Source organism: Providencia sp. PROV201, from assembly GCF_028479545.1.
GTDB classification, from domain to species: Bacteria; Pseudomonadota; Gammaproteobacteria; order Enterobacterales; family Enterobacteriaceae; genus Providencia; species Providencia huaxiensis.
In genome coordinates this window covers 69,864-93,334 of sequence record NZ_JAMPNW010000018.1, presented here as the reverse complement: position 1 = coordinate 93,334, position 23,471 = coordinate 69,864, and the positions used below count along the sequence as shown (strand labels likewise).

General features: G+C 41.6%; 17 protein-coding genes. 7 read left to right on the top strand and 10 right to left on the bottom strand.

Going from position 1 to position 23,471, the window contains the following annotated elements; genetic code table 11:
- Nucleotides 1-41: 41 nt before the first annotated feature.
- Together murI and btuB are read right to left on the bottom strand one after the other, a co-directional pair.
- Nucleotides 42-905 (bottom strand): glutamate racemase, encoded by an 864-nt coding sequence (gene murI / locus PR809_RS14835; protein ID WP_206276391.1) that lies wholly within the window; start codon nucleotides 903-905, stop codon nucleotides 42-44.
- Nucleotides 850-2,736 carry a TonB-dependent vitamin B12 receptor BtuB gene (gene btuB / locus PR809_RS14830; RefSeq protein ID WP_206276392.1) on the bottom strand — a complete coding sequence of 629 codons (1,887 nt, stop codon included), beginning with the start codon at nucleotides 2,734-2,736 and terminating at the stop codon, nucleotides 850-852. Before btuB ends, murI begins: the two co-directional genes overlap by 56 nt.
- A gap of 481 nt (nucleotides 2,737-3,217) precedes the next feature.
- On the opposite strand from btuB, the gene trmA reads away from it, so the two are divergent.
- Nucleotides 3,218-4,315, top strand: coding sequence for a tRNA (uridine(54)-C5)-methyltransferase TrmA (gene trmA, locus PR809_RS14825; protein ID WP_206276393.1), 1,098 nt, complete (start codon nucleotides 3,218-3,220; stop codon nucleotides 4,313-4,315).
- A gap of 68 nt (nucleotides 4,316-4,383) precedes the next feature.
- Here the strand turns inward: trmA and PR809_RS14820 are convergent, their stop codons facing one another.
- Nucleotides 4,384-4,773, bottom strand: a complete 390-nt coding sequence (locus PR809_RS14820) for a YijD family membrane protein (RefSeq protein WP_102140396.1) — start codon at nucleotides 4,771-4,773, stop codon at nucleotides 4,384-4,386.
- A 12-nt stretch (nucleotides 4,774-4,785) separates the two neighbouring features.
- On the bottom strand, nucleotides 4,786-5,442 hold the full coding sequence (gene fabR, locus PR809_RS14815; RefSeq protein WP_004265350.1) for an HTH-type transcriptional repressor FabR: 657 nt from the start codon (nucleotides 5,440-5,442) through the stop codon (nucleotides 4,786-4,788).
- A 462-nt stretch (nucleotides 5,443-5,904) separates the two neighbouring features.
- On the opposite strand from fabR, the gene sthA reads away from it, so the two are divergent.
- Complete coding sequence (sthA, locus tag PR809_RS14810) at nucleotides 5,905-7,302, top strand: Si-specific NAD(P)(+) transhydrogenase (RefSeq protein ID WP_102140397.1); 1,398 nt, start codon at nucleotides 5,905-5,907, stop codon at nucleotides 7,300-7,302.
- A 78-nt stretch (nucleotides 7,303-7,380) separates the two neighbouring features.
- Here the strand turns inward: sthA and oxyR are convergent, their stop codons facing one another.
- The gene (gene oxyR / locus PR809_RS14805) at nucleotides 7,381-8,286 is read right to left on the bottom strand and encodes a DNA-binding transcriptional regulator OxyR (RefSeq protein WP_102140398.1); all 906 of its coding nucleotides are present in this window, start codon (nucleotides 8,284-8,286) and stop codon (nucleotides 7,381-7,383) included.
- Between the two features lie 1,111 nt (nucleotides 8,287-9,397).
- On the opposite strand from oxyR, the gene PR809_RS14800 reads away from it, so the two are divergent.
- A complete protein-coding gene (locus PR809_RS14800) occupies nucleotides 9,398-9,751 on the top strand; it encodes a hypothetical protein (protein ID WP_102140399.1) in 354 nt (117 codons plus the stop codon).
- 63 nt (nucleotides 9,752-9,814) lie between these two features.
- Here the strand turns inward: PR809_RS14800 and argH are convergent, their stop codons facing one another.
- The 4 genes from argH to argC form a co-directional block, all read right to left on the bottom strand.
- A complete protein-coding gene (argH, locus tag PR809_RS14795; protein WP_102140400.1) occupies nucleotides 9,815-11,191 on the bottom strand; it encodes an argininosuccinate lyase in 1,377 nt (458 codons plus the stop codon).
- A 78-nt stretch (nucleotides 11,192-11,269) separates the two neighbouring features.
- Entirely contained in the window at nucleotides 11,270-12,490 is a 1,221-nt protein-coding gene (locus PR809_RS14790) for an argininosuccinate synthase (RefSeq protein ID WP_166267008.1), read from the bottom strand.
- 44 nt (nucleotides 12,491-12,534) lie between these two features.
- Nucleotides 12,535-13,311, bottom strand: a complete 777-nt coding sequence (gene argB / locus PR809_RS14785; protein WP_102140402.1) for an acetylglutamate kinase — start codon at nucleotides 13,309-13,311, stop codon at nucleotides 12,535-12,537.
- Between the two features lie 14 nt (nucleotides 13,312-13,325).
- Nucleotides 13,326-14,330, bottom strand: a complete 1,005-nt coding sequence (gene argC, locus PR809_RS14780) for an N-acetyl-gamma-glutamyl-phosphate reductase (protein ID WP_166267010.1) — start codon at nucleotides 14,328-14,330, stop codon at nucleotides 13,326-13,328.
- A 102-nt stretch (nucleotides 14,331-14,432) separates the two neighbouring features.
- Here argC and argE point away from each other — a divergent pair, with 102 nt between their 5' ends.
- The 4 genes from argE (at nucleotide 14,433) to gadC (ending at nucleotide 20,435) form a co-directional block, all read left to right on the top strand.
- Nucleotides 14,433-15,587 (top strand): acetylornithine deacetylase, encoded by a 1,155-nt coding sequence (argE, locus tag PR809_RS14775; protein ID WP_102140404.1) that lies wholly within the window; start codon nucleotides 14,433-14,435, stop codon nucleotides 15,585-15,587.
- Nucleotides 15,588-15,816: 229 nt separating this feature from the next.
- On the top strand, nucleotides 15,817-16,701 hold the full coding sequence (gene metF / locus PR809_RS14770; protein ID WP_102140405.1) for a methylenetetrahydrofolate reductase: 885 nt from the start codon (nucleotides 15,817-15,819) through the stop codon (nucleotides 16,699-16,701).
- Between the two features lie 667 nt (nucleotides 16,702-17,368).
- The gene (locus PR809_RS14765) at nucleotides 17,369-18,769 is read left to right on the top strand and encodes a glutamate decarboxylase (protein WP_102140406.1); all 1,401 of its coding nucleotides are present in this window, start codon (nucleotides 17,369-17,371) and stop codon (nucleotides 18,767-18,769) included.
- A 112-nt stretch (nucleotides 18,770-18,881) separates the two neighbouring features.
- Complete coding sequence (gene gadC / locus PR809_RS14760) at nucleotides 18,882-20,435, top strand: glutamate:gamma-aminobutyrate antiporter (protein WP_206276394.1); 1,554 nt, start codon at nucleotides 18,882-18,884, stop codon at nucleotides 20,433-20,435.
- Between the two features lie 68 nt (nucleotides 20,436-20,503).
- Here gadC and ppc read toward each other — a convergent pair whose 3' ends face one another.
- On the bottom strand, nucleotides 20,504-23,143 hold the full coding sequence (gene ppc, locus PR809_RS14755) for a phosphoenolpyruvate carboxylase (RefSeq protein WP_195697901.1): 2,640 nt from the start codon (nucleotides 23,141-23,143) through the stop codon (nucleotides 20,504-20,506).
- Nucleotides 23,144-23,471 lie beyond the last annotated feature (328 nt).

Genomic DNA, 23,471 nt, shown 5'->3' with positions numbered 1-23,471 from the left:
CATATTTTTTTCCGTTCGCTCAGCTTTCCATCAAATTTGACTTAGATAGCTAGTTTTTCCAGCGTTTTGAACCCTTCTGCTTCGAGAACAGGCTGTAATCCTTTTGCGTTGTCATCCATTAATAAGCAATATGCGAAGTTTTCTTCCTCTGAATTGGCGATTTCTTCTTGATTATTAATGAGCCAGACGGTTCTTCTGGCGATTGCAGAACCTGAATCAATAAATCGAGTTCCATTTGGTAGCACTTTTTCGAGTTCCTCTATTAATAGAGGAAAATGCGTGCAACCCAAAATAACGGTATCAGGCGGCTCTGGCATTCTAATCCATGGCCTGACAGTTTGAGCAACTTCATCTAGTGGTATAGTTTCCCCATGTAACTTTCTTTCTGCAAGTTGAACTAATTCCGCAGAACCGAGAGAAATCACTTTGCAGTCTGTTGCAAACCGTTCGATCAGCTCTTTGGTGTATTCGCGGTTTACAGTGCCTTTCGTCGCCAATAAACCGACCACGCCATTACGCGTTAACTTGGTTGCGGGTTTAATGGCTGGAACAACCCCAACAACTGGGAACGTAAAATGTGCTCTTAAATTAGGGAGACTTACCGTACTTGCGGTATTACACGCAATAATCACAATAGTTAAAGGATGCTTTGCAGCAATTGCATTTACGATTTGATAGACCCTATCAATAATAAACTCTTCACTTTTTTCACCATAAGGGAAGGCTTCATTGTCGAATGCATAGATATAGTGAGCATTCGGGATCATTTTTTTGACTTCACGATAGACAGATAACCCGCCCACTCCAGAGTCAAACACTAGAATGGTCGGGCGAACAGATAGGGTGTTATCAGAAGTTGTAGCTTCCTGTGAGGAAATATTCTCTTCCAGCGGTGCGATAACCATACGCGGTCTCATAGTCTTTATCGAACATATTAGCTATTTTACCACGAATTGTGAGATGTGAAGTGATTGGATATGCAGCTGTTAGATCCCAAAGGCTAACGCCGCCGAGTTTTATTCGCTTAGAAGGCCATTGGCTATAGTCATTATCATAGCGGGAGCCTATATATTGGTAGGTTAGCCCCATGTCTACTTTATCAATAGCCCAATCTAGCTGATATTTAACTTGCTGCTTAGCGCGTCGCTCGAGAACCTTATCCGTCTTTTTGTTACGAGGGTCAACATATTGATAGGTAACTTGGTGATGAAGGATGCCAGTTTCGAACTCACCAACCCATTCAATTCCCTTAATTTCAGCTTCACCAATATTTTCATAAGAACTAATTGGGTTACCTGCTTTATATGCAATCAGGTTATCAATATCATTGTGGTATGCATTGACCTGCCAAAATAGTGGTCCCGTTGTTCCTTCAACACCAACCTCCCACTGTTTACTTTCTTCAGGTTTCAAGCTCGGATTACCTAGCGTTGTTCCATATGCCGATGAAGAATATGCATATAATTGGGTTAGATTAGGTGCTTTATAAGCAGTTGCATATGAACCAACAAGTTTGTAGCCTTCATAAAACTCCCAACTAAGGCCTGATTGCCATGTTGTGTGCCAATTAAATTCAGAGTGATGGTCAGAACGTATAGCCGCTTCTGCTGTTACAGAATCAATAATTGCATATTGCCCTGTGAGGTATATCCCTGTGTTATTTAACGTCTGTTTTTCATTGATCATCGCGTAGCTGCTAGGCTCAATACTTTGGCGTTGATAATCAATCCCCGCACTAATATTTCCTTTATCTAATAGGTAACTATTACCCCATTGAATATTGTACTGTTTGGACTCATCAAGGTTTGCAGATTCACTATATTGCCCTTTTCTTGGATCAAAATTGTAATCTTTTGAATAACCATAGCTTCCCATCAATGATGATGAATATTTCCCTTGATGATATTTCAAACCTGTTTCATAAGTTCGGCTATAGAGTTTACGTGTATCAACACTAACTCCCGCATATTCTGATACGTCATAACTCGTACGATTGTCATAACCATATGCTCTTGCGTACGCTAAGATTTCTGAAGAAAATTGATGTTCAACACCTAACCACAGTGACTTACTCAAAAATCCATCTTTATCATACTGTCTCGGGCTAACTTCTTTTGGCGCCAAATCAAATCCTTTGGTATGCGTATAAGCTCCGGCAGCTGTTACCGTTGTATTCTCACCAATTTTTTGCTGAGTGGAACCGTTATAGTTTTGGTAGCTGTGTGAGCCAATACCTGCATTTAATGTTGTGCCATCGTTATCACGACGAGTGATAATATTCACCACACCACCAACAGCATCAGATCCATAAACCGCAGAGCGTGCGCCGCGAATATACTCAATGCGCTGTACCAGAGAAATTGGGATTTGGCTCATATCGGAAGAACCGGAAATACCTGCTTGATTCAAACGGATACCATCAATTAACACTAAAACGTGACGTGACTCTGTGCCACGTATAAATAAGGAGCTTTGTTGCCCCATTCCGCCACTTTGAGAAATATCCACTCCCGGTAAGCGCCTTAATACATCAATAATGGTATTTGACTGCCAATGGTCAATATCTTCACGAGTCACCACCGTCACTGGCGCTAATATAGAAGAAATCGGTTGTTCAAAGCGGTTAGCGGACACAACGACTTGGTCAGCTTGGTTATTTGCACTTGCCAAAGAAGAAGTAGCGCACAGTACTGCCAGCGCAGCGGCCGATAACGGCAGCGACTTTTTATTATTCATTATGATTACACTCGGAAAATCAATTCAATTAACATTCCGCGAGGTTGAATATAGATTCGCGCAGATATTCAACTAAGCGATTGGAAGTGTGGTAGGTATCGGACTTATAAGTGACAAGTTGGGCTTCTATATATGAAATAAAAACGATATATAAAATGAAAATTCGACCTGTTATATCCCCTAAATAATTCAAGTGACATGTAGGCGGCAAGCGAAGATATCCCTAGGAGCATACTGAAGTATGTGACTAGGGTAACTAAGCGATGCCAACACCCATGTAGCTTGAAGAATGACGGGGATACCTTAATTACCGTTGCGCGTCAGCTTTGGATTCACACCAAATTCCCTAAACCACAGTCTATTATCGTAAGTTGAATAGTTATAAGTGTCTACGGATGGATAATGAAAACTGGACATCTTCGCCGCTTTCCCTACAATTTCGCTCCTGATACGAATTTATTACTGTTTTATGGAGCCAAACATGCCAAACACCTTGCACACTGAAGACTACGGACAACAGCTCGTAGAAAAAACGGATCGTTTAAAGGCGATGATGGCTCCTTTTAACGCCCCAGAACCTGAAATATTTTCATCTCCAACATCCCATTATCGGATGCGTGCTGAATTTCGCATTTGGCATGAAGATGATGACCTGTTTCATATTATGTTCAATAAAGAAACAAAAGAGCGTATTCGTATTGATCAGTTCCCTGTCGCAAGTCAGCTTATTAATGACATGATGGCAGCATTATTGCCTCTCATTAAGCAAAATGAATTACTGCGCCATAAATTATTTCAAATTGACTATTTATCAACACTAAGTAATAAGCTAATTGTTTCGCTGCTTTACCATAAAAAACTGGGTGAAGAGTGGGAGACAGAAGCAAAAGCGTTAAAAGCTGTTTTAGTTGAGCAAGGCTTTGATGTGCAGTTGATTGGCCGTGCCTCAAAAACCAAAATCATGTTAGATAATGATTATGTTGATGAAGTCTTACCTGTGATGGGTAAAAAAATGGTTTATCGCCAAGTCGAAAATAGCTTCACGCAACCTAATGCGCAGGTCAATATCAAAATGTTGGAGTGGGCAATTGAGGCAACGCAGAATTCGACGGGTGATTTATTGGAACTGTACTGCGGAAATGGAAATTTCTCTTTAGCATTAGCGCAAAACTTCGAACGCGTATTAGCGACTGAAATTGCAAAACCTTCTGTAGCAGCAGCTCAATATAATATCGAAGCCAATAATATTGAAAATGTACAAATTATTCGTATGTCCGCAGAGGATTTTACCCAAGCCATGCAAGGTGCTCGTGAATTTAGGCGTCTGGAAGGTATTTCTTTAGCTGATTACCAATGCAATACCATTTTCGTTGACCCGCCTCGCAGTGGTTTAGATACAGAAACAGTGAAGCTAGTTCAGGGTTATGACCGTATCCTATATATTTCATGCAACCCAGAAACCCTATGCGACAACTTAGTTGAGCTGACTAAAACCCATAAAATAGAGAAATTAGCCTTATTCGACCAATTCCCGTATACCCATCATATGGAAAGTGGGGTACTACTAAGCCGCTATTAATTGGCTGAAAACAAAAACGCCGCAGTGATATGAACTACGGCGTCTTATATTAGAAAAGTCGTATAAACTTAATTTTCAACTTCTTGCTCAAGTGCGAGTTCCGCTTTTTCTCTCTTACGTGCTTTCCAGCTTGAGTACATCCACAATGCAATGATGACAATAAAGGTTGCAGGGATAAAGTTAGAGCCTATTTCAGGGTTTTGAACACGTAAAATCGCGGCATAGCCAAATAACCCAATAAAAAAACTACCTGCAACAAATTTTGGCAGCCCCATCGGCATCGCTTGATGTAAATAGCGCTGGTGTAAGCAATACACCGCCAATATCAGGGTTAAAATTGGGAAAAATGAAAAGTCGACCAACGAGTTAAACAGCGTTGAAAAGGTCCCATGGGTTGCAAGGCCAATCACAAAGGCTAGCAATAGAGTGCTTCTTTCATAACTTTTTTGATCCGTCATTGATTCTCCTTATTATTTAGTGAGGTCTGGGTCAGTTTGATTTTGTTTTTCCTGTTCCCGGCGGTACCAGTAGTAGGCACCTTTCGCTATCATTCTTAACTGTAATACCAGCCGTTCTTCGAGATTTCTGCGTTTTTCTTCATCGATATCGAGCGCTTCCGCACCTGCGCTAAAGACAATCGTGACCATTGCCTCTGCTTGCATTTCAGTAAAATGACGAGGCATACGGCTTTCAAGTTCAAGGTAATCGGCCAATTCCGCAATAAAATGTTGAATCTCCCGAGCAACTGCTGCACGAAACTCAGCAGATGTACCCGAACGCTCCCGCAATAATAACCTAAAGGCATTAGGGTTATTACCAATAAACTCCATAAAAGTTGAGACTGATGTACGGATCACACTCCCACCTTTTGCAATGCGCTGCCTTGCTTGGCGCATTAGCTGGCGTAACATCAAGCCACTTTCGTCGACCATCGTCAGCCCGAGTTCATCAACGTCCTTGAAATGACGGTAAAATGAAGTCGGTGCAATCCCAGCTTCACGTGCAACTTCCCGCAAACTGAGGCTAGTAAAGCTCCGTTCAGCGCTTAATTGGCTAAATGCGGCTTCGACGAGTGAACGCCGAGTTTTTTCTTTTTGTTTTGCTCTAACGCCAATTGTGTTGCTCACGGTGATCCTAGTTTCTTATCATGGAAGGTAAATGTAATAAGCATTACTCTTCGCCTAGCATACCTGAAATTTGCGCATCTGGTTCAGAGAAAAATCGACTCTAACGACAAATTACTCATTTTCAGAATTTCGCTTACTCACTCCGTGTTTCCCTTCACCGCTTTCTTATATATAGAAGCAATCACTTTCCCCTCTACCCTACCCGAACTGCAAAAAATAGATTCACCAAAAATGCACTCGATTTTCTGACTTTCTTTTTTTATAAAACAATTTCTCTAAGAATTTTGAATTGAGATAAGGCGGCCAAATAAGCGAGCCCCTAGGAACACGCATAAGTATGTAACTAGGGTAAGCGAGTGTAGCTAACCTGTATCAATTTGAAAGAGGGCGAGGAAATTAGGTGAAATAACCAACTAATGATAACATCTTGTTGTCATTTTGTTTTAGAGCAGGTCTTACCTCATGCAACTTACCCATTTTGATGCAATAGTCATTGGTTCCGGTCCTGGTGGTGAAGGCGCCGCCATGGGGCTGGTGAAACAAGGAAAAAACGTTGCTGTTATAGAACGTTATAATAATGTCGGCGGAGGCTGTACCCACTGGGGGACGATCCCCTCAAAAGCCCTCCGCCATGCAGTTAGCCGTATTATCGAATTCAACCAAAACCCTCTTTATAGTGATAACTCCCGTAGCTTAAGCTCCTCTTTTTCTGAAATTCTTCGTCATGCTGAAACAGTAATTAGCCAACAAACACGCATGCGCCAAGGGTTTTACGAACGTAATGGTTGCCAAATGTTCTCGGGGGAAGCCACCTTTATCGATGAGCAACATATCAGTGTTCGCTACGCGGATGGAAGTTGTGACGTTTTAAGTGCAGATAAAATCGTGATTGCCACAGGTTCTCGCCCTTACTGCCCTTCCGACGTTGATTTCAACCATTCTCGAATCTACAACAGTGACACTATCCTCAACCTGACTCACGAACCTCGCCATGTGATTATTTATGGTGCCGGTGTCATCGGTTGTGAATACGCATCTATTTTCCGTGGATTAGGGGTTAAAGTTGATTTAATCAATACCCGTGATCATCTCTTGGCCTTTCTTGACCAAGAAATGTCAGATGCCTTATCGTATCATTTTTGGAATAGTGGCGTTGTTATTCGTCATAATGAAGAATATGAAAAAATCGAAGGGGTCGAAGACGGTGTTATCGTTCACCTGAAGTCGGGTAAAAAAGTCAAAGCTGACTGTTTACTGTATGCGAACGGAAGAACCGGTAACACAGATAGCTTAGGTCTCGCTAATGTAGGAATAGAGTCTGATAGCCGCGGTTTAGTTAAAGTCAATAAAGCATATCGTACCACTAATGAACATATTTATGCTGTTGGTGATGTTATCGGCTATCCAAGTTTGGCCTCTGCAGCCTACGACCAAGGCCGAATTGCAGCCCGAGCCATTGGAGGTAGTTTAGGTAATGCACATTTAGTGGAAGATATACCAACAGGGATTTACACCATTCCTGAAATTAGTTCAGTTGGCAAAACCGAACAAGAATTGACGGCAATGAAAGTGCCTTATGAAGTCGGCCGGGCACAGTTTAAACATTTAGCACGTGCACAAATCGCAGGTATGAATGTCGGTAGTTTGAAAATATTATTCCACAGAGAAACATTACAGATATTAGGCATTCACTGTTTCGGTGAGAGAGCGGCTGAAATTATCCATATCGGCCAAGCTATCATGGAACAAAAAGGTGAAGGTAATACCATTGAATATTTCGTGAATACGACGTTCAATTACCCGACGATGGCGGAAGCTTTCCGTGTTGCAGCTTTAAATGGTTTGAATCGACTATTTTAATTATTTTGTGATTTATGGTTGCCAATAACCTGGCAACCATCATCAACTAAAAAGTAATTAATATTGGTGCTTTAATCTCTAAACTCTATTTTTATAATAGTTATCCATTGAGTTATAGATGGTCTCAGCTAATTGTTCATAGCGACCACGTAGCGGTGAACCCGGGCGATAAACTAATACAATTGTTCGTTTCGGCTCAGGTTCAATACAATTTAAATAGCATACCCCATCACGACAAACTTCATTAGGTACCGATAAATCTGGTAAAAGTGTAATTCCACTCCCTGCTGCCACCATATTTCTTAACGTTTCTAAGCTCGTTGCTCTGAAATGTGTATCTTCTTTAGCACCGGCTTGGAAACAAAAACCCATGGCTTGGTCACGTAAACAGTGGCCATCTTCTAACATTAATAGCTTTTCACCTGAAAGTTCGCTCATTTCAATTGTATCGCGATCACGCCATGGATGACTTTCATAAATAGCCAATTTCATGGGCTCTTCAAATAACGGTACAACAATAAAAGGTTCCGTTTCTTTAACTTCCGCCAAAATAGCGCAATCTAATTTACCGCTATCTAACTGAGCTAATAATTGTTGGGTTTGTGCTTCATGCAAATAGATTTCTAATTTAGGGTGAGCTTGGTGCAATTGCGGAATAATATGAGGTAATAAGTATGGCGCAACCGTTGGAATTAAACCAATGTGTAATGGGCCCGACATACTTTCCCCTTGGAGGGCTGCCATTTCTTGTAATACTTTAATTTCACGCAAAATAGTACGGGCTTGCTCAACTAATAATAAACCTTGTTGAGTAAAAAGAACTTTTCGGCTAGTTCTTTCTAATAGCATGACACCAAGTTCTTCTTCTAATTTACGAATTTGGCCACTAAGCGTAGGTTGACTGACATGACAGGAATCCGCGGCACGTCTAAAGTGTTTATGTTCGGCGAGCGCGACGAGGTACTCTAAATCTCGAATATTCATATTTCTTTTCCTTTCGTGAATTCTCTGTCAAACCAAAGATAGATAATACCAATCACTATATCGATATTGTTTTGTTTTATCTATTAATAAATTGAAAAATGGTAGGAAAACCTCATTTTTTGAACAATACTCGCAATAAAACGAAACAAAATGTAATATTTGGAAACAAAATACGTCTTGCTAGTTATCCTTTAAAATAGATAATCCGTTAACTAATGGTTAAATTTATTTATCATAAACATCTTAGCATAACATGCTAAATAAAGGCGTTAACTGGTTTTTTTTAGATCTAAACGTCGACAAATCGCCTCTTAGCGTGGCTAAGTAAGGTATTATTACCTATCCCAAATGTGAAAACAGAGTATATCGATATTCATAAGTTAAGTAGTACGACAAAAAGCATAGCTTTATCTAATCAACTCGGAAATTATGAATTTAAATGGGTAGGTAGTTCGAATAATACTGGGCTCATCAAAGTAGAGTATCAGTAATTGTCTCACCATCACTTCCATTAAGACTCTTCGGAGCTCTTTTTGTTACCCCCTAAAGGAGTTAACCAAACTTAGTACTAATATATACTCTTCAACTGATGAATAATCCCAATCAAATACCACCCTGCATGTTAATCATTATATTAACGTCAAATGAAAGAAACATTTTGTTATATTCCCTTTCACTCTTTATTAAAGTTTGTAAGTTTTTATATAAAAATAAATGTAAATTACAACCCACTTTTGTTAAATCCCACACTAAGCATTAATACAGATTGATAACAGCAAGAAAAAACACAGAGGATAAAACCTAAAAAATTCATTAGAAAGCAAAAATACAACATATTACACCAATAACATGGCAAAAATTAGAATCTGCAGCCGCGAAAGTATGAGTAAATAGATTTAAATCATAATGGTAGTAATTTTATTTTCTTTATATTTTTAAACATTTCCTTTTTTTATTTTACACCTAAACGGCGTTTTTCAATTTATAATCCCTTCATCAAAAACACCAGGGAATATCGAATCACTATTATTATTCTTATTTAAAAAGCACACATATCTAATTTAAACATACAGCAAGTTGATTAATCAAAAATCAATGACGGGATACTATTATGAAAAATTCATTATCAAATATTCAAAAATTCGGTGTTCGTTCGCTTACTGCGTTATTATTGGTTACCGCTGGCGCATCGATTAATGCCTATGCAAACAGTGACCAACAAAATGGCGTTATTAATTTTTCTGGTGCGGTAGTATTCCCGCCTTGTTTTAATGATGTCACTGACAAACACGTCACTTTAAACTGCTTAAATAACCAGTCTGATATGGTTGCCAACAAAGTGAATTTAAATGACATCACAAACACACAAGGGTGGAAAGTAATTAATGATGGCAGAGGGGAGTATTCATATAACTGGGTGAATGAAGAAAAACAACTCGGAATGCTAACCATTAAATATATTTAAAAACAAACGCGTTATGGGGATCGGGGTAGTCATGCTACCCCCCATTTTATCTTCGACAGCCAATCACAACCCTAATCGAGTTTTTGCTTCCACAATGGCTTTTGCCACTTGCTTTTGAGAAACCCCGCCTTTTGCTAATCGTTTATCTAAACAAGACTGCAGTGATAAAATTTCATAAACGTCCAACTGAATAGTATCACTGAATTTTTGCAATTCGCTGAGTGCCATTTCTTCTAAAGCCTTACCTTGCCCAATTGCGGCAACAACTGCTTCACCCACGATATGATGAGCCTCACGGAATGGGACACCTTTAGCAACGAGGTAATCGGCTAATTCGGTTGCGTTCGCATAACCTTGTTTCGCTGCATCTTCACAACGACTACGACGAATTTGAATACCATCAAGAACCAATGCAGCCATGTGCATACAATCTAACCAAGTATCTAATGCATCAAATAGCCCTTCTTTGTCTTCTTGCATATCTTTGTTGTAAGCAAGAGGAAGCCCTTTTAGCGTCATCATCATACCTGTCAGTGCACCTTGAACACGCCCACATTTTCCGCGGATCAATTCCAATGCATCAGGGTTTTTCTTTTGTGGCATTAATGATGAACCGGATGTCACTTTGTCTGATAATTCGACAAAACCTGCTTCCCCGCTATTGAAGAAAATTAAATCTTCTGCGAAACGAGATAAATGAACCATACCGATACTTGCGTTTGATAATAATTCAAGGACGTGGTCTCTGTCTGAAACTGTATCCAAGCTATTACGCGTTGCCGAAGCGAAACCTAGCCAAGATGCAAGCTGCTCACGGTCGATATCATAGGCAGTTCCCGCTAATGCACCACACCCTAATGGGCTGACATCTAAGCGTTTTAATGTATCTTGTAAACGACTTTCATCACGCGCTAACATTTCGCTATAGGCTAAACACCAGTGGGCAAATGTCACTGGCTGCGCACGCTGTAAATGTGTATAACCTGGCATCACTGCGTCTTGGTTATTTTCCGCGGTGATGACCAACGCTTTTTGTAATTCTGTCACCGCTTCAAGTAATAATGCGACTTGGTCTTTACACCACAATTTTAAGTCCGTTGCGACTTGGTCGTTACGGCTACGGCCAGTATGTAGTTTTTTGCCCAAATCCCCCACTTTATCAATCAGCTTACCTTCAACCCAGCTATGAATATCTTCTGCATCACTTTGCAGGATGATTTCAGGGTTATCTTGCACTTCTTTAAGTAGGGTATTTAGCGCTTGTTCTAAAGTTTGTTGTTCGCTATCAGACAATACACCAACTGTGACCAGTGATTTTGACCATGCGACTGAGCCAACAATATCTTGCTGCGCTAAGCGGTAATCGAAACGCAATGAATCATTAAACTGTTTGAACCGTTGATCTGCTTGTTGACTAAAACGCCCACCCCAAAGTGCCATAACTAATCCCTACCTGATTGATAAAATAAGTTTTTAACCCCGACAGCGGTCTTGGCTGCCGGGGGACTATCATTTGATTTATTTCGCTTTGTTTTGTTCTTTCAGCGCACGGATACGTGAAGACAGTGAGTAAAGACGAATAAACCCACCTGCATGACTGTGGTCATAGACTTCATCTTCACCGAATGTTGCAAATTCTTCTGAATACAGGCTTTTATCCGCTTTTTTCTGAATCGCAGTCACTTGCCCTTTATATAATTTCAGAACAACTTCACCCGTGACATCTTGCGCTAATGATTCAGCAGCTGCTTGCAGCGAGTGGCGTAATGGTGCAAACCAACGCCCATCATAAACGACATATGACATTTCTAAACCAAGTTGCTCACGCCATTTGTAGCTGTCACGGTCAAGCACCAGTTGTTCAATGCCACGCAGTGCGGCCATCATAATGGTGCCTCCTGGGGTTTCATAACAACCACGAGATTTCATCCCCACTAAACGGTTTTCAACGATGTCGATACGACCCACACCGTGTTTTGCACCTAAAGTATTTAATGTTTCTAAACAACCGAGTGGAGACAATGCTTGCCCATTCACCGAAACGACTTCACCATGTTTAACACCAACAGTCACTAATTCAGCTTCATCTGGTGCATCTTGCGGGTCAACGGTCCATACCCAGCAATCTTGGTTTGCTGCATTCCACGTGCTTTCTAAGACACCACCTTCAGTAGAAATGTGCCATGCGTTCTCATCTCGACTATAGATTTTTTCTAAGCTTGCCGTTGTTGGAATATTACGCTCTTTCAGATAATCGAGCAGCGCTTCACGGGAACGTAAGTCCCACTCACGCCATGGCGCAACCACTTGTAACTGTGGTGCTAATGCCGTATAGGTGCTTTCGAAGCGTACTTGGTCATTACCTTTACCTGTTGCGCCATGAGCAACCGCATCTGCACCCACTTTTAAGGCAATTTCAACTTGTGCTTTAGCAATAATTGGGCGAGCCATTGACGTACCTAATAAATAGCTACCTTCATATAACGCACCTGTTTTAAGAACAGGGTAAATATATTCTTTGATGAACTCTTCACGTAAATCGACGACATAGCACTCAGATGCACCTGACTGTAGCGCTTTTTTCTCTACGCCGACTAACTCTTCTCTGTCTTGCCCCACATCTGCAACAAAGGCCACAACTTCGCAATCATCATAGTTTTCTTTTAGCCATGGAATAATTGCTGATGTATCCAGACCGCCTGAATATGCTAATACAATCTTTTTAATGCCCTTTTTCATAACGTACCTATCCGCTCAATTAATATGGTTATTCCATGGCTCATTTATGATGCCAAGATCCGTGTTCCAATTGCTGTTCCATTAAACAGCTCGGGAAGTTGTTCTGCATGACGCCAGCTTGCAATATCAACAGAACGTTGCAAGGCAGCCGCAGCGTCTAATGCCGCATTGACCTTCACAATCATTCCATCAGTAATAATTCCCTGCTCAATGAGCTTTTGCGCTTTTTGTGTCGTCATTTCGTCAATTTTTTGGCCTTTGCCATCCAAAATACCGCTTACGTCAGACAGTAAAACCAAATCTGCGTTTAAGGCTTGGGCAATAGCGGTTGCCGCTTGGTCCGCATTTACGTTCATCAGCTCACCGTTAGAGGTGATACCGATAGAGCTAATAATGGGTAAATACCCCGCCCCCAACAATAATTTCAATAACTTCGCATCGCCGGGTTTCGCATTACCAACATGGCCTAATTCTTCGTTTAATTGCGTTACTGTGGCACTTTGTCCATCACCGAGGGAAAGCCCTACAGCCGGAAGTTGATACTTCGTTGCCCATGCCAATAATGTTTTATTCGCCGTACCTGCTAATGCCCCGGTAATGATATCGATTTGGTCTGCTGGCGTGACCCGTAACCCCTGCTTTTTAACGACAGGTAATTGCAGTTTTTGCATCAATTCATCAACTAAACAGCCACCGCCATGCACAATCACCAACTCACGTTGATGGACTTGACGATAGGTTTGAATAGCTGTAAATAATTTTTCAAGTGCCTCGACGCTATCAAGTAACACTCCGCCCAATTTAATCACTAAGGGTTGCATGGGGTTAATCCTTCTTAAAATAAAGACTGAGTTTCAGCAAAACCAAAACGAATATTCATGCACTGAACGGCTTGTGCTGCCGCACCTTTGAGTAGGTTATCTTCTGTACCCACTAAAATCAGATATTCACCATTCAATACATAGCCAATGTCACAAAACGGTGTCCCCACTACCGATTTCAATGCAGGAACGCCTTTTTCATATAGCCGCACTAACGGTTTATTTTGATAAGCATCTTTAAACGTTTGTGTGATTTTTTCTGCCGTCACACCCGTTTTTACTTTGCATGTAATCGTGGCAAGAATGCCCCGAGAGAAATTACCCAAATGTGGTGTGAAAATAACCTCTCTTCCCAAGTGAGTCGCAATTTCTGGCTGATGGCGATGAGTAAAGATGCCATAAGGCTGCAAACTCACTTCACAAAAGCTATTGGTCATCGAGGCTTTACGGCCTGCACCGGAAACACCGCTGGTGGCATTAATCACTGGCCACATCGCTTCATCCAGTAAATTGTCTTCAATCAATGGTTTAAGGGCTAATTGGGAAACCGTTGGGTAACACCCTGGAACCGCAATCAACTGCGCTTGACGAATTTTATCGGCCTGCCATTCCGCTAAACCGTAAACTGCTTGCATTAGCCATTCAGTATTTGTATGTTCAAAGCCATAGTATTGCGTATAGAAGGCAGGATCTTGAACACGATACGCACCCGATAAATCGAACACAATGCAGCCCGCTTCAAGAAACTGAGGTGCAATGTCGTGGCTCACTTCATGTGCCGTGGCAAGGAAAACAACATCAATACCTTTCGCTGCTTCTGCGACATCTGTTAATGGCAGAACAGGAAGATCTATGATGCCTTTATACTGAGGGTGCAAATCAGAAAAACGTTTATTTGCATCCGCACTTTGCTTCGATACCATCAATCCTTGAAGATTAACTTCAGGATGGCGTTGCAAATAAGCGGCTAATTCTGCTCCAGTATAGCCACTGGCCCCGATAATGAGTGTGTTCAACATATGCTTTCTACCTTGTACTCGTGCCCCAAACAGTTTAATGTGTATTTTTATTCAAATAAAGTGCATGAATATTGATACTATTATGGATAAAGGCTGTCAACAGTGAATATTAAATTACCTGCATTTATTGAGATTTATCGTCAATTAATTGCCATTCCGTCGATTAGTGCGACTGATTCTCATTTGGACCAGAGCAATAAAGCCCTTGTTGAGCTTCTCGGTGGGTGGCTCGAGACGTTAGGTTTTTCGGTCAACATTCAACCCGTGCCGGAAACACGTGATAAATATAATTTGCTTGCTTCCATTGGCGAAGGAAATGGTGGGCTGATGCTATGTGGTCATACCGATACCGTGCCCTTTGATGATGGACGTTGGAGCAAAAACCCGTTTGAGCTGACAGAGCATGATGGCAAGTTATATGGGCTCGGAACCGCAGACATGAAAGGCTTCTTTGCGTTTATTGTCGATGCGTTACGCGATATGGATCTAACGCAGCTCAAGCGACCATTACATATCCTAGCAACAGCGGATGAAGAAACCTCCATGGCTGGGGCACGCTATTTTGCAGCTAGTACAGCACTAAGACCGGATTTTGCGATTATTGGTGAGCCGACGTCGTTACAACCGATCCGCGCACACAAAGGGCATTTATCGAACGCTATCCGTATTACTGGGCAATCGGGGCACTCTAGTGACCCAGAGCGTGGCGTCAATGCGATTGAATTAATGCATGAATCTATTTCTCATTTAATGGATTTACGAAATACGTTAAAAGAACGATTTAACAATCCTGCATTTGTCATTCCCTACCCGACGATGAACTTTGGTCATATTCATGGTGGTGATGCTGCTAACCGAATTTGTGGTTGTTGTGAATTACATATGGATATTCGCCCGCTGCCGGGGCTAACTTTGCAAGACTTAGATGAACTACTCAATGAAGCTCTTGAGCCTGTTAGTGCCCGTTGGCCGGGACGCTTGGCGATTGAGCCCATGCATCCACCGATCCCTGGCTATGAATGCCCAACGGATCACAAGATGGTGGCAGTAATTGAACAGTTATTAGGGCAAAAAGCGGATACCGTGAATTACTGTACTGAAGCGCCGTTTATCCAAGAACTCTGCCCGACGTTGGTTCTTGGCCCTGGTTCTATTGAGCAAGCACATCAACCTGATGAATTTATCGATATGCGCTTTATTGAGCCTACTCGCCAATTAATTAGCCAAATGATTGAGCATTTCTGTTTTACTGAGTAAATCTGACTAGCGATAGGTCCGAACGCGACACTGAAAAGGGTCGCGTTTTTTGATCATGAATTTTCTTCATATTGCCTTTGAAAAAACCTCAGCGTCATAATTTAATTTAAGTATTGACTATTGGTACCGATCTGGTAATTTCTATTTAGCCGTCTAAACGTATAGACGCACAAATGGATATAATAACGTACAAGAAATAGTAAGTCTGCAAATTGCGAGGTTACAGGGTATGAGTTTTTTTCACGCAAATCAGCGCGAAGCGCTAAATCAAAACTTAGCTGAATTAGATGGCCAGATTAATGTTTCATTTGAATTTTTCCCACCTCGCAGTGAAGAGATGGAACAGACACTGTGGAAATCCATCGATCGGCTGAAAAACCTGAAACCTAAATTTGTATCTGTGACTTATGGTGCGAATTCCGGTGAACGTGATAGAACGCACAGCATCATCAAAGATATTAAAGATAAAACCGGCTTGATTGCAGCTCCTCATCTAACTTGTATTGATGCAAGCTCTGATGAACTAAAAGCGATTGCTCGTGACTATTGGAATAATGGTATTCGCCATATTGTTGCATTGCGTGGTGATTTGCCTGACAACAGCCGTAAGCCAGATATGTATGCCGTTGATTTGGTCGAGCTGTTAAAAGGCGAAGCGGATTTTGATGTTTCTGTCGCAGCCTATCCTGAAGTTCACCCCGAAGCCAAAAGCGCGCAAGCCGATTTAATTAGTTTAAAAAAGAAGATTGATGCAGGTGCTAACCGTGCAATCACCCAGTTTTTCTTTGATGTTGAAAGCTATTTACGTTTCCGTGACCGCTGCGTCGCCACAGGAATTGATGTGGAAATTGTGCCGGGGATTTTACCTGTCTCTAACTTTCGTCAATTAGAGCGCTTCGCCAAACTCACTAACGTTCGCATTCCGGCATGGATGAGTAAAATGTACGAAGGGCTAGATAACGACCCTGAGAGCCGCAACCTTGTCGGGGCATCAATCGCCATGGACATGGTTAAAATCCTTAGCCGTGAAGGCGTGAAAGATTTCCATTTTTATACATTGAACCGTTCTGAGCTTACCTATGCCATCTGCCATACTCTGGGAGTTAGGCCTTAATTTCTTAGGATGAGACAACTATTTTTGTCTCATCCCTTTGCTACTTGTCTTCTATACTTATAAATATCTTCTATTTCTTGTTTAAAAAAGACCCTGTCTCTTTAAGAAAAATATATTAACGTAATATCCAAACTCATTAAATTCGCGGGAAACTTTTCCACAATATAGCTCATGCTATTACCCTCTTTATATTCAAATTCATTTCACCACAATAAATATATTTAACGGTTAACGGTACAAATTAACTTTAAACACAATGAAAATTAGAATTTAAATAAAAGTTACATAAGTTAACATTATTGAAATATTCATTTTTGATGAATATTAATTTATTTTCGCCACATTTTCCACCCATATAAAATCAAATAAAAATAATAAAAAAGCTAAATTAGCAGAAATAAAAACCATAAAAATGTAATAGTTTAGTTAAATCTTGTAACCTGAGCATCATTTTATGAAAGCAATCAGCTCTTGCAAAAAATTATCTATAACCAAAATAACCACAAACCATCATTCACTCCACTGTGACTTTCTAATTATGACAGTTTTCATTAAATTATCTTTTTTATTTGATTGCTTTTGAATTTTTCAAAAGTCAGCGTATATTTAATATTGAGCTCAAGATTAATACTATTTGATTACCACATAGTCATTGAGGAATTAAAGCATGAGTAATAATGCATTAAATTCAAAATACAATGGAATAGATGATGTCTATGCATCATTAGAATTATCCAAATCGTTACCGAAAACCAAATTTCCATTGAAAGAACAAGCACCACGTAATGTATTTAGTGCAGTACGCGATGAATTAATGTTAGATGGGAATTCACGCCAAAACTTAGCAACATTCTGCCAGACATGGGTGGATGATGAAATTCGTGATTTAATGGACTTATCTATCGACAAAAACATGATAGATAAAGACGAATATCCACAAACAGCAGAAATTGAAAACCGCTGCGTACATATGTTAGCGGACTTATGGAATTCACCAGAAGCAGAAAATACCCTTGGTTGTTCAACCATCGGGTCCTCAGAGGCTGCAATGCTTGGGGGGCTCGCGTTAAAATGGCAATGGCGTAAAAAACAGGCTGCTAAAGGGAAACCAACCGATAAACCCAACTTAATTTGTGGCCCAGTTCAAATCTGTTGGCACAAATTTGCCCGTTACTTCGATGTTGAGCTCAGAGAGATCCCACTGGAAGGTGACCGTCTCATCATGACACCGGAAGAAGTGCTCAAACGTGTCGATGAAAACACCATTGGTGTCGTGCCAACGCTAGGGGTGACATTTACCTGCCAATATGAGCCCGTAAAAGCGGTACACGATGCGCTCGATAAACTGCAAAAAGAGACGGGTCTGGATATTCCTATCCATGTGGATGGTGCGAGTGGCGGGTTCTTAGCCCCATTTTGTGCTCCCGATTTAGAATGGGACTTCCGCTTACCACGGGTTAAATCCATTAATGCATCAGGCCATAAATTTGGTTTAGCCCCATTAGGCGCTGGCTGGGTAGTTTGGCGTGAAGCCAAAGACCTTCCCGAAGAATTGATTTTTAATGTGAATTATTTAGGCGGTAACATGCCAACATTCGCACTGAATTTCTCTCGCCCTGGCGGTCAAATCATTGCTCAATATTATAATTTCTTGAGGCTAGGCCGCGAAGGCTATGCAAAAATCCACAACGCTTGCTATGCAACCGCACAATACCTCAGCCGTGAAATTGAAAAATTAGGGCCATTTGAAATGATTTTTGATGGTAATAGCCAAACGGGTATCCCTGCACTAGCATGGAAACTGAAAGAAGGCACAACCACCAGCAAATATTCCCTCTATGATATCGCAGACAAACTGCGTAGTCGCGGCTGGCAAGTTCCTGCCTATTCAATGCCAGCAAACCGTGAAGATCTTGTTATTCAACGTATTCTAGTGCGTCATGGCGTCAGTTTAGATTTAGCCGCATTACTCATTGATGACTTCAAACGTACATTAGAGTATTTCGATAAGCACCCCGTCAATAACCCGCTAACGGAAGAAGAAGGCGGCGGCTTTAATCACAGTTAATTCTTTTATTCATGATTGTGTTGTTAACGAGCCAAAGAGCCTTAGGTTCTTTGGCTCCTACTGAGATCCGCCCTGCAAAGGCAGATTGTTTATCGATTTGAGGAGAACTCGTATGGCAACAACGACAGCTCCAGCCACAAAGCAACTGACACTACTTGGCTTTTTTGCCATTACTGCATCAATGGTGATGGCCGTTTATGAATACCCAACATTTGCAACATCTGGCTTTAGCCTCGTATTTTTCCTGCTATTAGGAGGATTATTGTGGTTTATTCCTGTCGCATTGTGTGCCGCAGAAATGGCAACCGTAGAAGGTTGGGAGGAAGGTGGTGTATTTGCATGGGTTTCTAATACATTAGGCGAACGTTGGGGATTTGCCGCCATTTCATTTGGCTATTTACAAATTGCGATTGGCTTTATTCCTATGCTGTATTTCGTCTTAGGGGCTCTATCTTATATTTTAAATTGGCCAGAACTTAATACAGACCCAATCACCAAAACGATAGGGGCACTTGTTATTCTTTGGGTATTGGCTTTCACTCAGTTTGGTGGAACCAAATATACGGCAACGATTGCGAAAGTCGGTTTCTTTGCGGGTATCTTACTTCCAGCGCTGATTTTAGTCTTTTTGGCAATCAGTTATTTAGTCAGCGGCTCTCCATTGGCCATTGAAATTAGTACCGAAACCTTTATTCCTGATTTCACCAAAATTGGCACACTCGTGGTATTTGTCGCCTTTATTTTGAGCTATATGGGTGTTGAAGCTTCAGCAACTCACGTCAATGAGATGAAAAACCCCGGTCGAGATTACCCCGCAGCCATGTTTTTACTCATGATAGCGGCAATCTGTTTAAGCTCAATTGGTGGGTTATCGGTGGCAGCCGTGATCCCAAACAGTGAAATTAATTTATCTGCTGGCGTGGTACAGACATTCAATGTGCTTGTCACACACTTTAATTCATCCCTTGAATGGGCCGTAAGGATTATTGCTGCACTATTATTACTTGGCGTACTGGCTGAGATTGCTTCTTGGATTGTTGGACCATCCCGCGGTATGTATGTCGCGGCACAGAAAGGTATTCTGCCGCAAAGCTTTGCCAAAGTGAATAAAAATGGCGTACCGGTAACACTGGTGATTTCCCAGTTGCTGATCACAACAGTAGCGATTATCGTCCTCACCAATACTGGGGGCGGTGGTAATATGTCATTCCTTATTGCTCTAGCCTTAACGGTAGTTATCTATTTATGTAGCTATTTCATGCTATTTTTAGGTTATATGCAGTTAGTTTGCAAACAACCCGAGAAAAAACGTGTCTTTAATATACCGGGGGATAAAGGCATTAAAGTTCTCATTGCGTTAGTCGGCCTAGTTGTTTCTATTTTAGCCTTTGTGATTTCATTCTTCCCACCGAGTTCTTTACCGAATGGTGCGAGTAATACCACCTATGTGACGTTACTTGCGGTTAGCTTTGTGATTATTTTCTTACTGCCCTTTGTTATTTATGCTTTCCATAACAAACAAGGTAAGAAAACTAATGTCTCTATGGTGCATATCAAAACGCATAATGCGCCAACTAACCATTTCTTTATTCACCCTCGAGCTCGTTCTGCATATCACTTGATCCATCATGATAAGTCAGATGATAGCTCATCTAGCTCACATTGATTTGTAAAATGATAAGGGCTGCCAAATGGCAGCCCTTAAATTATTTAATTACTTTCAAATGAAGAAAACTAACCCGTATTACGCATTCCTGCTGCCACGCCGGCTATCGTCACCATCAGTGCTTGTTCAACACGAGGGTCTGGATGCTCTTGTTGGCGGGAACGGTGTAAAAGTTCTGCTTGTAAGACGTTTAATGGGTCAGTATAAACATTACGTAATGCGATAGATTCCGCTATCCAAGGTAAATCCGCCATTAGCGCTTCGTCTTTCGAAACCGCCAATACGCTTTTAATATCCTCAGACAACTGGTCACGCAATTTTTGCCCCAATGGCCATAAGCGCTCTTCTACCAAGCGGTGATCGTAATATTCCGCCAGCCATAAGTCCGCTTTTGCATAAACCATTTCTAACATCGCAATACGCGTATTAAAGAATGGCCACTGCTGCCACATTTCATCAAGAATGGCTTGTTTGCCTTCTTTCTCAATGACATGTTTTAACGCTGCTCCTGCCCCTAACCATGCGGGTAACATTAAGCGGTTTTGTGTCCATGCAAAAATCCATGGAATAGCACGCAAGGTTTCAACGCCCCCCGTTGGACGACGTTTAGCAGGACGTGACCCAAGCGGTAACTTGCCAAGCTCTAATTCTGGCGTCGCAGCACGAAAATAAGGGACAAAATCCGGTTGTTCACGTACATAATCACGGTACATCGCGCAAGAAACATCAGATAACGAATCCATCACCGACTTCCACTCATTTTTAGGCTCTGGTGGTGGTAATAGGTTCGCTTCTAATATTGCACTGGCGTATAACGCCAAGCTACTGATGGTCACTTGTGGTAAACCAAACTTGAAACGGATCATTTCCCCTTGCTCAGTCACACGCAAACCGCCTTTTAGACTTCCCGGGGGCTGAGATAATAATGCCGAATGTGCTGGCGCACCACCACGACCAATTGTGCCGCCACGTCCGTGGAATAGCGTCAATGTCACGCCTTCTTTTTCGCACAACTTAATCAATGCATCTTGTGCGCGATACTGCGCCCATGAAGCCGCCATTACCCCTGCGTCTTTTGCTGAGTCCGAGTAACCAATCATCACCATTTGGCGATCATCGATAAGGTCGCGATACCATTCAATGCTTAAAAGCTTTGTCATCACACTTTCAGCATTATTTAAATCTTCCAGTGTTTCGAATAATGGCGCGACGGGTAAGCGAACTGACGCGCCATTCTCTTTCAGCAGTAATTTAACCGCCAACACATCTGATGGGACTTTCGCCATTGAAATCACATATGCCGCGACAGAATCATTTTTGGCTTTTGCTATCACTCGGCACGTTTCAAATACTTCCTGAGTTTCCGCACTTGGTTGCCAATCTTGTGGGATCAGTGGACGTAGAGATTGCAACTCAGCCAGTAAGAACTGCTGTTTCTCTTCTTCTGACCACTGAGAGTAATCACCCAGCCCTAAATACTGAGTTAGCTCTGCAATGGCTTCTGTGTGACGAGTGCTTTCTTGGCGCACATCAATACGTACCAGCTGTAAACCAAAGCTACGAATGCGACGCAAAGTATCCAAGAGCTGACCATTGGCAATAATTTTCATATTGCAGGCAATCAGTGACTGATAACACGCGTATAGCGGGTCCCATAATTGGGCGTTATCCACCAATAAGTCTGCCGGTGGTAAAACTTGCTCGCCTTTTACACGGCGCTCTAAGTACTCTAGCGTCGAAAATAGTTGGCTACGTAAATTCTTCGCGATTTGGCGATAAGGCTCATCAACGTCATCTCCCCCGGCTAACGCACGCAGCTCTGGGGTCGCTTCCGTCATCGAAAGTTCTGAAACCAATACTTGAATATCTTTGAGGAATAAGTCCGCTGCTTTCCAGCGACTTAACAATAGAACTTGGCGGGTCACATCCGCAGTCACATTCGGGTTACCGTCACGGTCCCCCCCCATCCATGAGGTAAAACGAATCGGATTGGCTTCAACGGGTAACACCGCGCCAATTGAGTCTTCCAACTGTTCATTAAATTCACGTAAGAAAGCGGGAACCCCTTCCCATAATGAGTTTTCAACAACGGCAAAGCCCCATTTCGCCTCATCTATTGGTGTTGGGCGAATTTTACGGATCTCATCGGTGTGCCATGATTGCGCCACCAATTGGCGTAAGCGACGCATGATGTTATTGCGTTCGTAATCCGCAATATCATCATGGTCAAGTTGTGATAAACAGTTATTTACCTCAACCAATTTATGGATCAATGTACGACGAGCAATTTCTGTTGGGTGAGCCGTTAAAACCAGCTCAATTGAAAGCTGTTCAACCGCTTTTTGGATATCGCCATCAGTGAAGTTTTTGCCTTTTAGTCGGCCAAACAGATTTTTTAATGCGACTGGGTTACTTGCGGCTTCACCATGAGGCGAAATACTGTGGTATTGCTCCGCGACATTTGTCAGGTTTAAGAATTGGTTAAATGCCCTTGCAACGGGTAGCAATTCATCATTAGAGAGATTTTGTAATGTCATCAGCAGCTTTTGGCGCTGAACTTCATTACCTGCACGAGAAGATTTGGAAAGCTTACGAATGGACTCAACTTTGTCGAGTATGTCCTCACCTAAGGCTTCCTTGATGGTATCGCCGAGTAGCTTACCCAGCATACTGACATTACTGCGCATTGCGGAATATTGCTGATTCATGAGACTCCTGACCTTGTGCTTCTGGCAGAATGCATTCCCGCACGGTTCACGGTTAACAGACTGCTACCTGTTTCCTGTAACTAAATTTCAGTCGGCTGCGTTAGAGTTGTCGTTTTGTGATGCAGGCCGCTAAATTTACCCTTCAGTGTATATTCATATCAGAAAAAAATGACTTTGGGGGATTTTTCTGAAATTTAATTACAGCCTTATTTTTATTAATTTTTCTTATTTAAGTATTGTTTCAGCGCAATATATCGTCGATTCAGCACTTTTAAGACATGAATAATGTTTAAGAATTAAATCGTCAGAATAAAAAACAGAAAATGAA

Excerpts from the sequence above, each read along its gene's own strand:
- PR809_RS14820 (WP_102140396.1), bottom strand. The coding sequence starts at position 4,773 with ATGACGGATCAAAAAAGTTATGAAAGAAGCACTCTATTGCTAGCCTTT.
- argC (WP_166267010.1), bottom strand. The coding sequence starts at position 14,330 with ATGTTGAACACACTCATTATCGGGGCCAGTGGCTATACTGGAGCAGAA.
- murI (WP_206276391.1), bottom strand. The coding sequence starts at position 905 with ATGGTTATCGCACCGCTGGAAGAGAATATTTCCTCACAGGAAGCTACA.
- PR809_RS14765 (WP_102140406.1), top strand. The coding sequence starts at position 17,369 with ATGAGTAATAATGCATTAAATTCAAAATACAATGGAATAGATGATGTC.
- sthA (WP_102140397.1), top strand. The coding sequence starts at position 5,905 with ATGCAACTTACCCATTTTGATGCAATAGTCATTGGTTCCGGTCCTGGT.
- PR809_RS14800 (WP_102140399.1), top strand. The coding sequence starts at position 9,398 with ATGAAAAATTCATTATCAAATATTCAAAAATTCGGTGTTCGTTCGCTT.
- argH (WP_102140400.1), bottom strand. The coding sequence starts at position 11,191 with ATGGCACTTTGGGGTGGGCGTTTTAGTCAACAAGCAGATCAACGGTTC.
- ppc (WP_195697901.1), bottom strand. The coding sequence starts at position 23,143 with ATGAATCAGCAATATTCCGCAATGCGCAGTAATGTCAGTATGCTGGGT.
- oxyR (WP_102140398.1), bottom strand. The coding sequence starts at position 8,286 with ATGAATATTCGAGATTTAGAGTACCTCGTCGCGCTCGCCGAACATAAA.
- trmA (WP_206276393.1), top strand. The coding sequence starts at position 3,218 with ATGCCAAACACCTTGCACACTGAAGACTACGGACAACAGCTCGTAGAA.
- gadC (WP_206276394.1), top strand. The coding sequence starts at position 18,882 with ATGGCAACAACGACAGCTCCAGCCACAAAGCAACTGACACTACTTGGC.
- btuB (WP_206276392.1), bottom strand. The coding sequence starts at position 2,736 with ATGAATAATAAAAAGTCGCTGCCGTTATCGGCCGCTGCGCTGGCAGTA.
- PR809_RS14790 (WP_166267008.1), bottom strand. The coding sequence starts at position 12,490 with ATGAAAAAGGGCATTAAAAAGATTGTATTAGCATATTCAGGCGGTCTG.
- argB (WP_102140402.1), bottom strand. The coding sequence starts at position 13,311 with ATGCAACCCTTAGTGATTAAATTGGGCGGAGTGTTACTTGATAGCGTC.
- metF (WP_102140405.1), top strand. The coding sequence starts at position 15,817 with ATGAGTTTTTTTCACGCAAATCAGCGCGAAGCGCTAAATCAAAACTTA.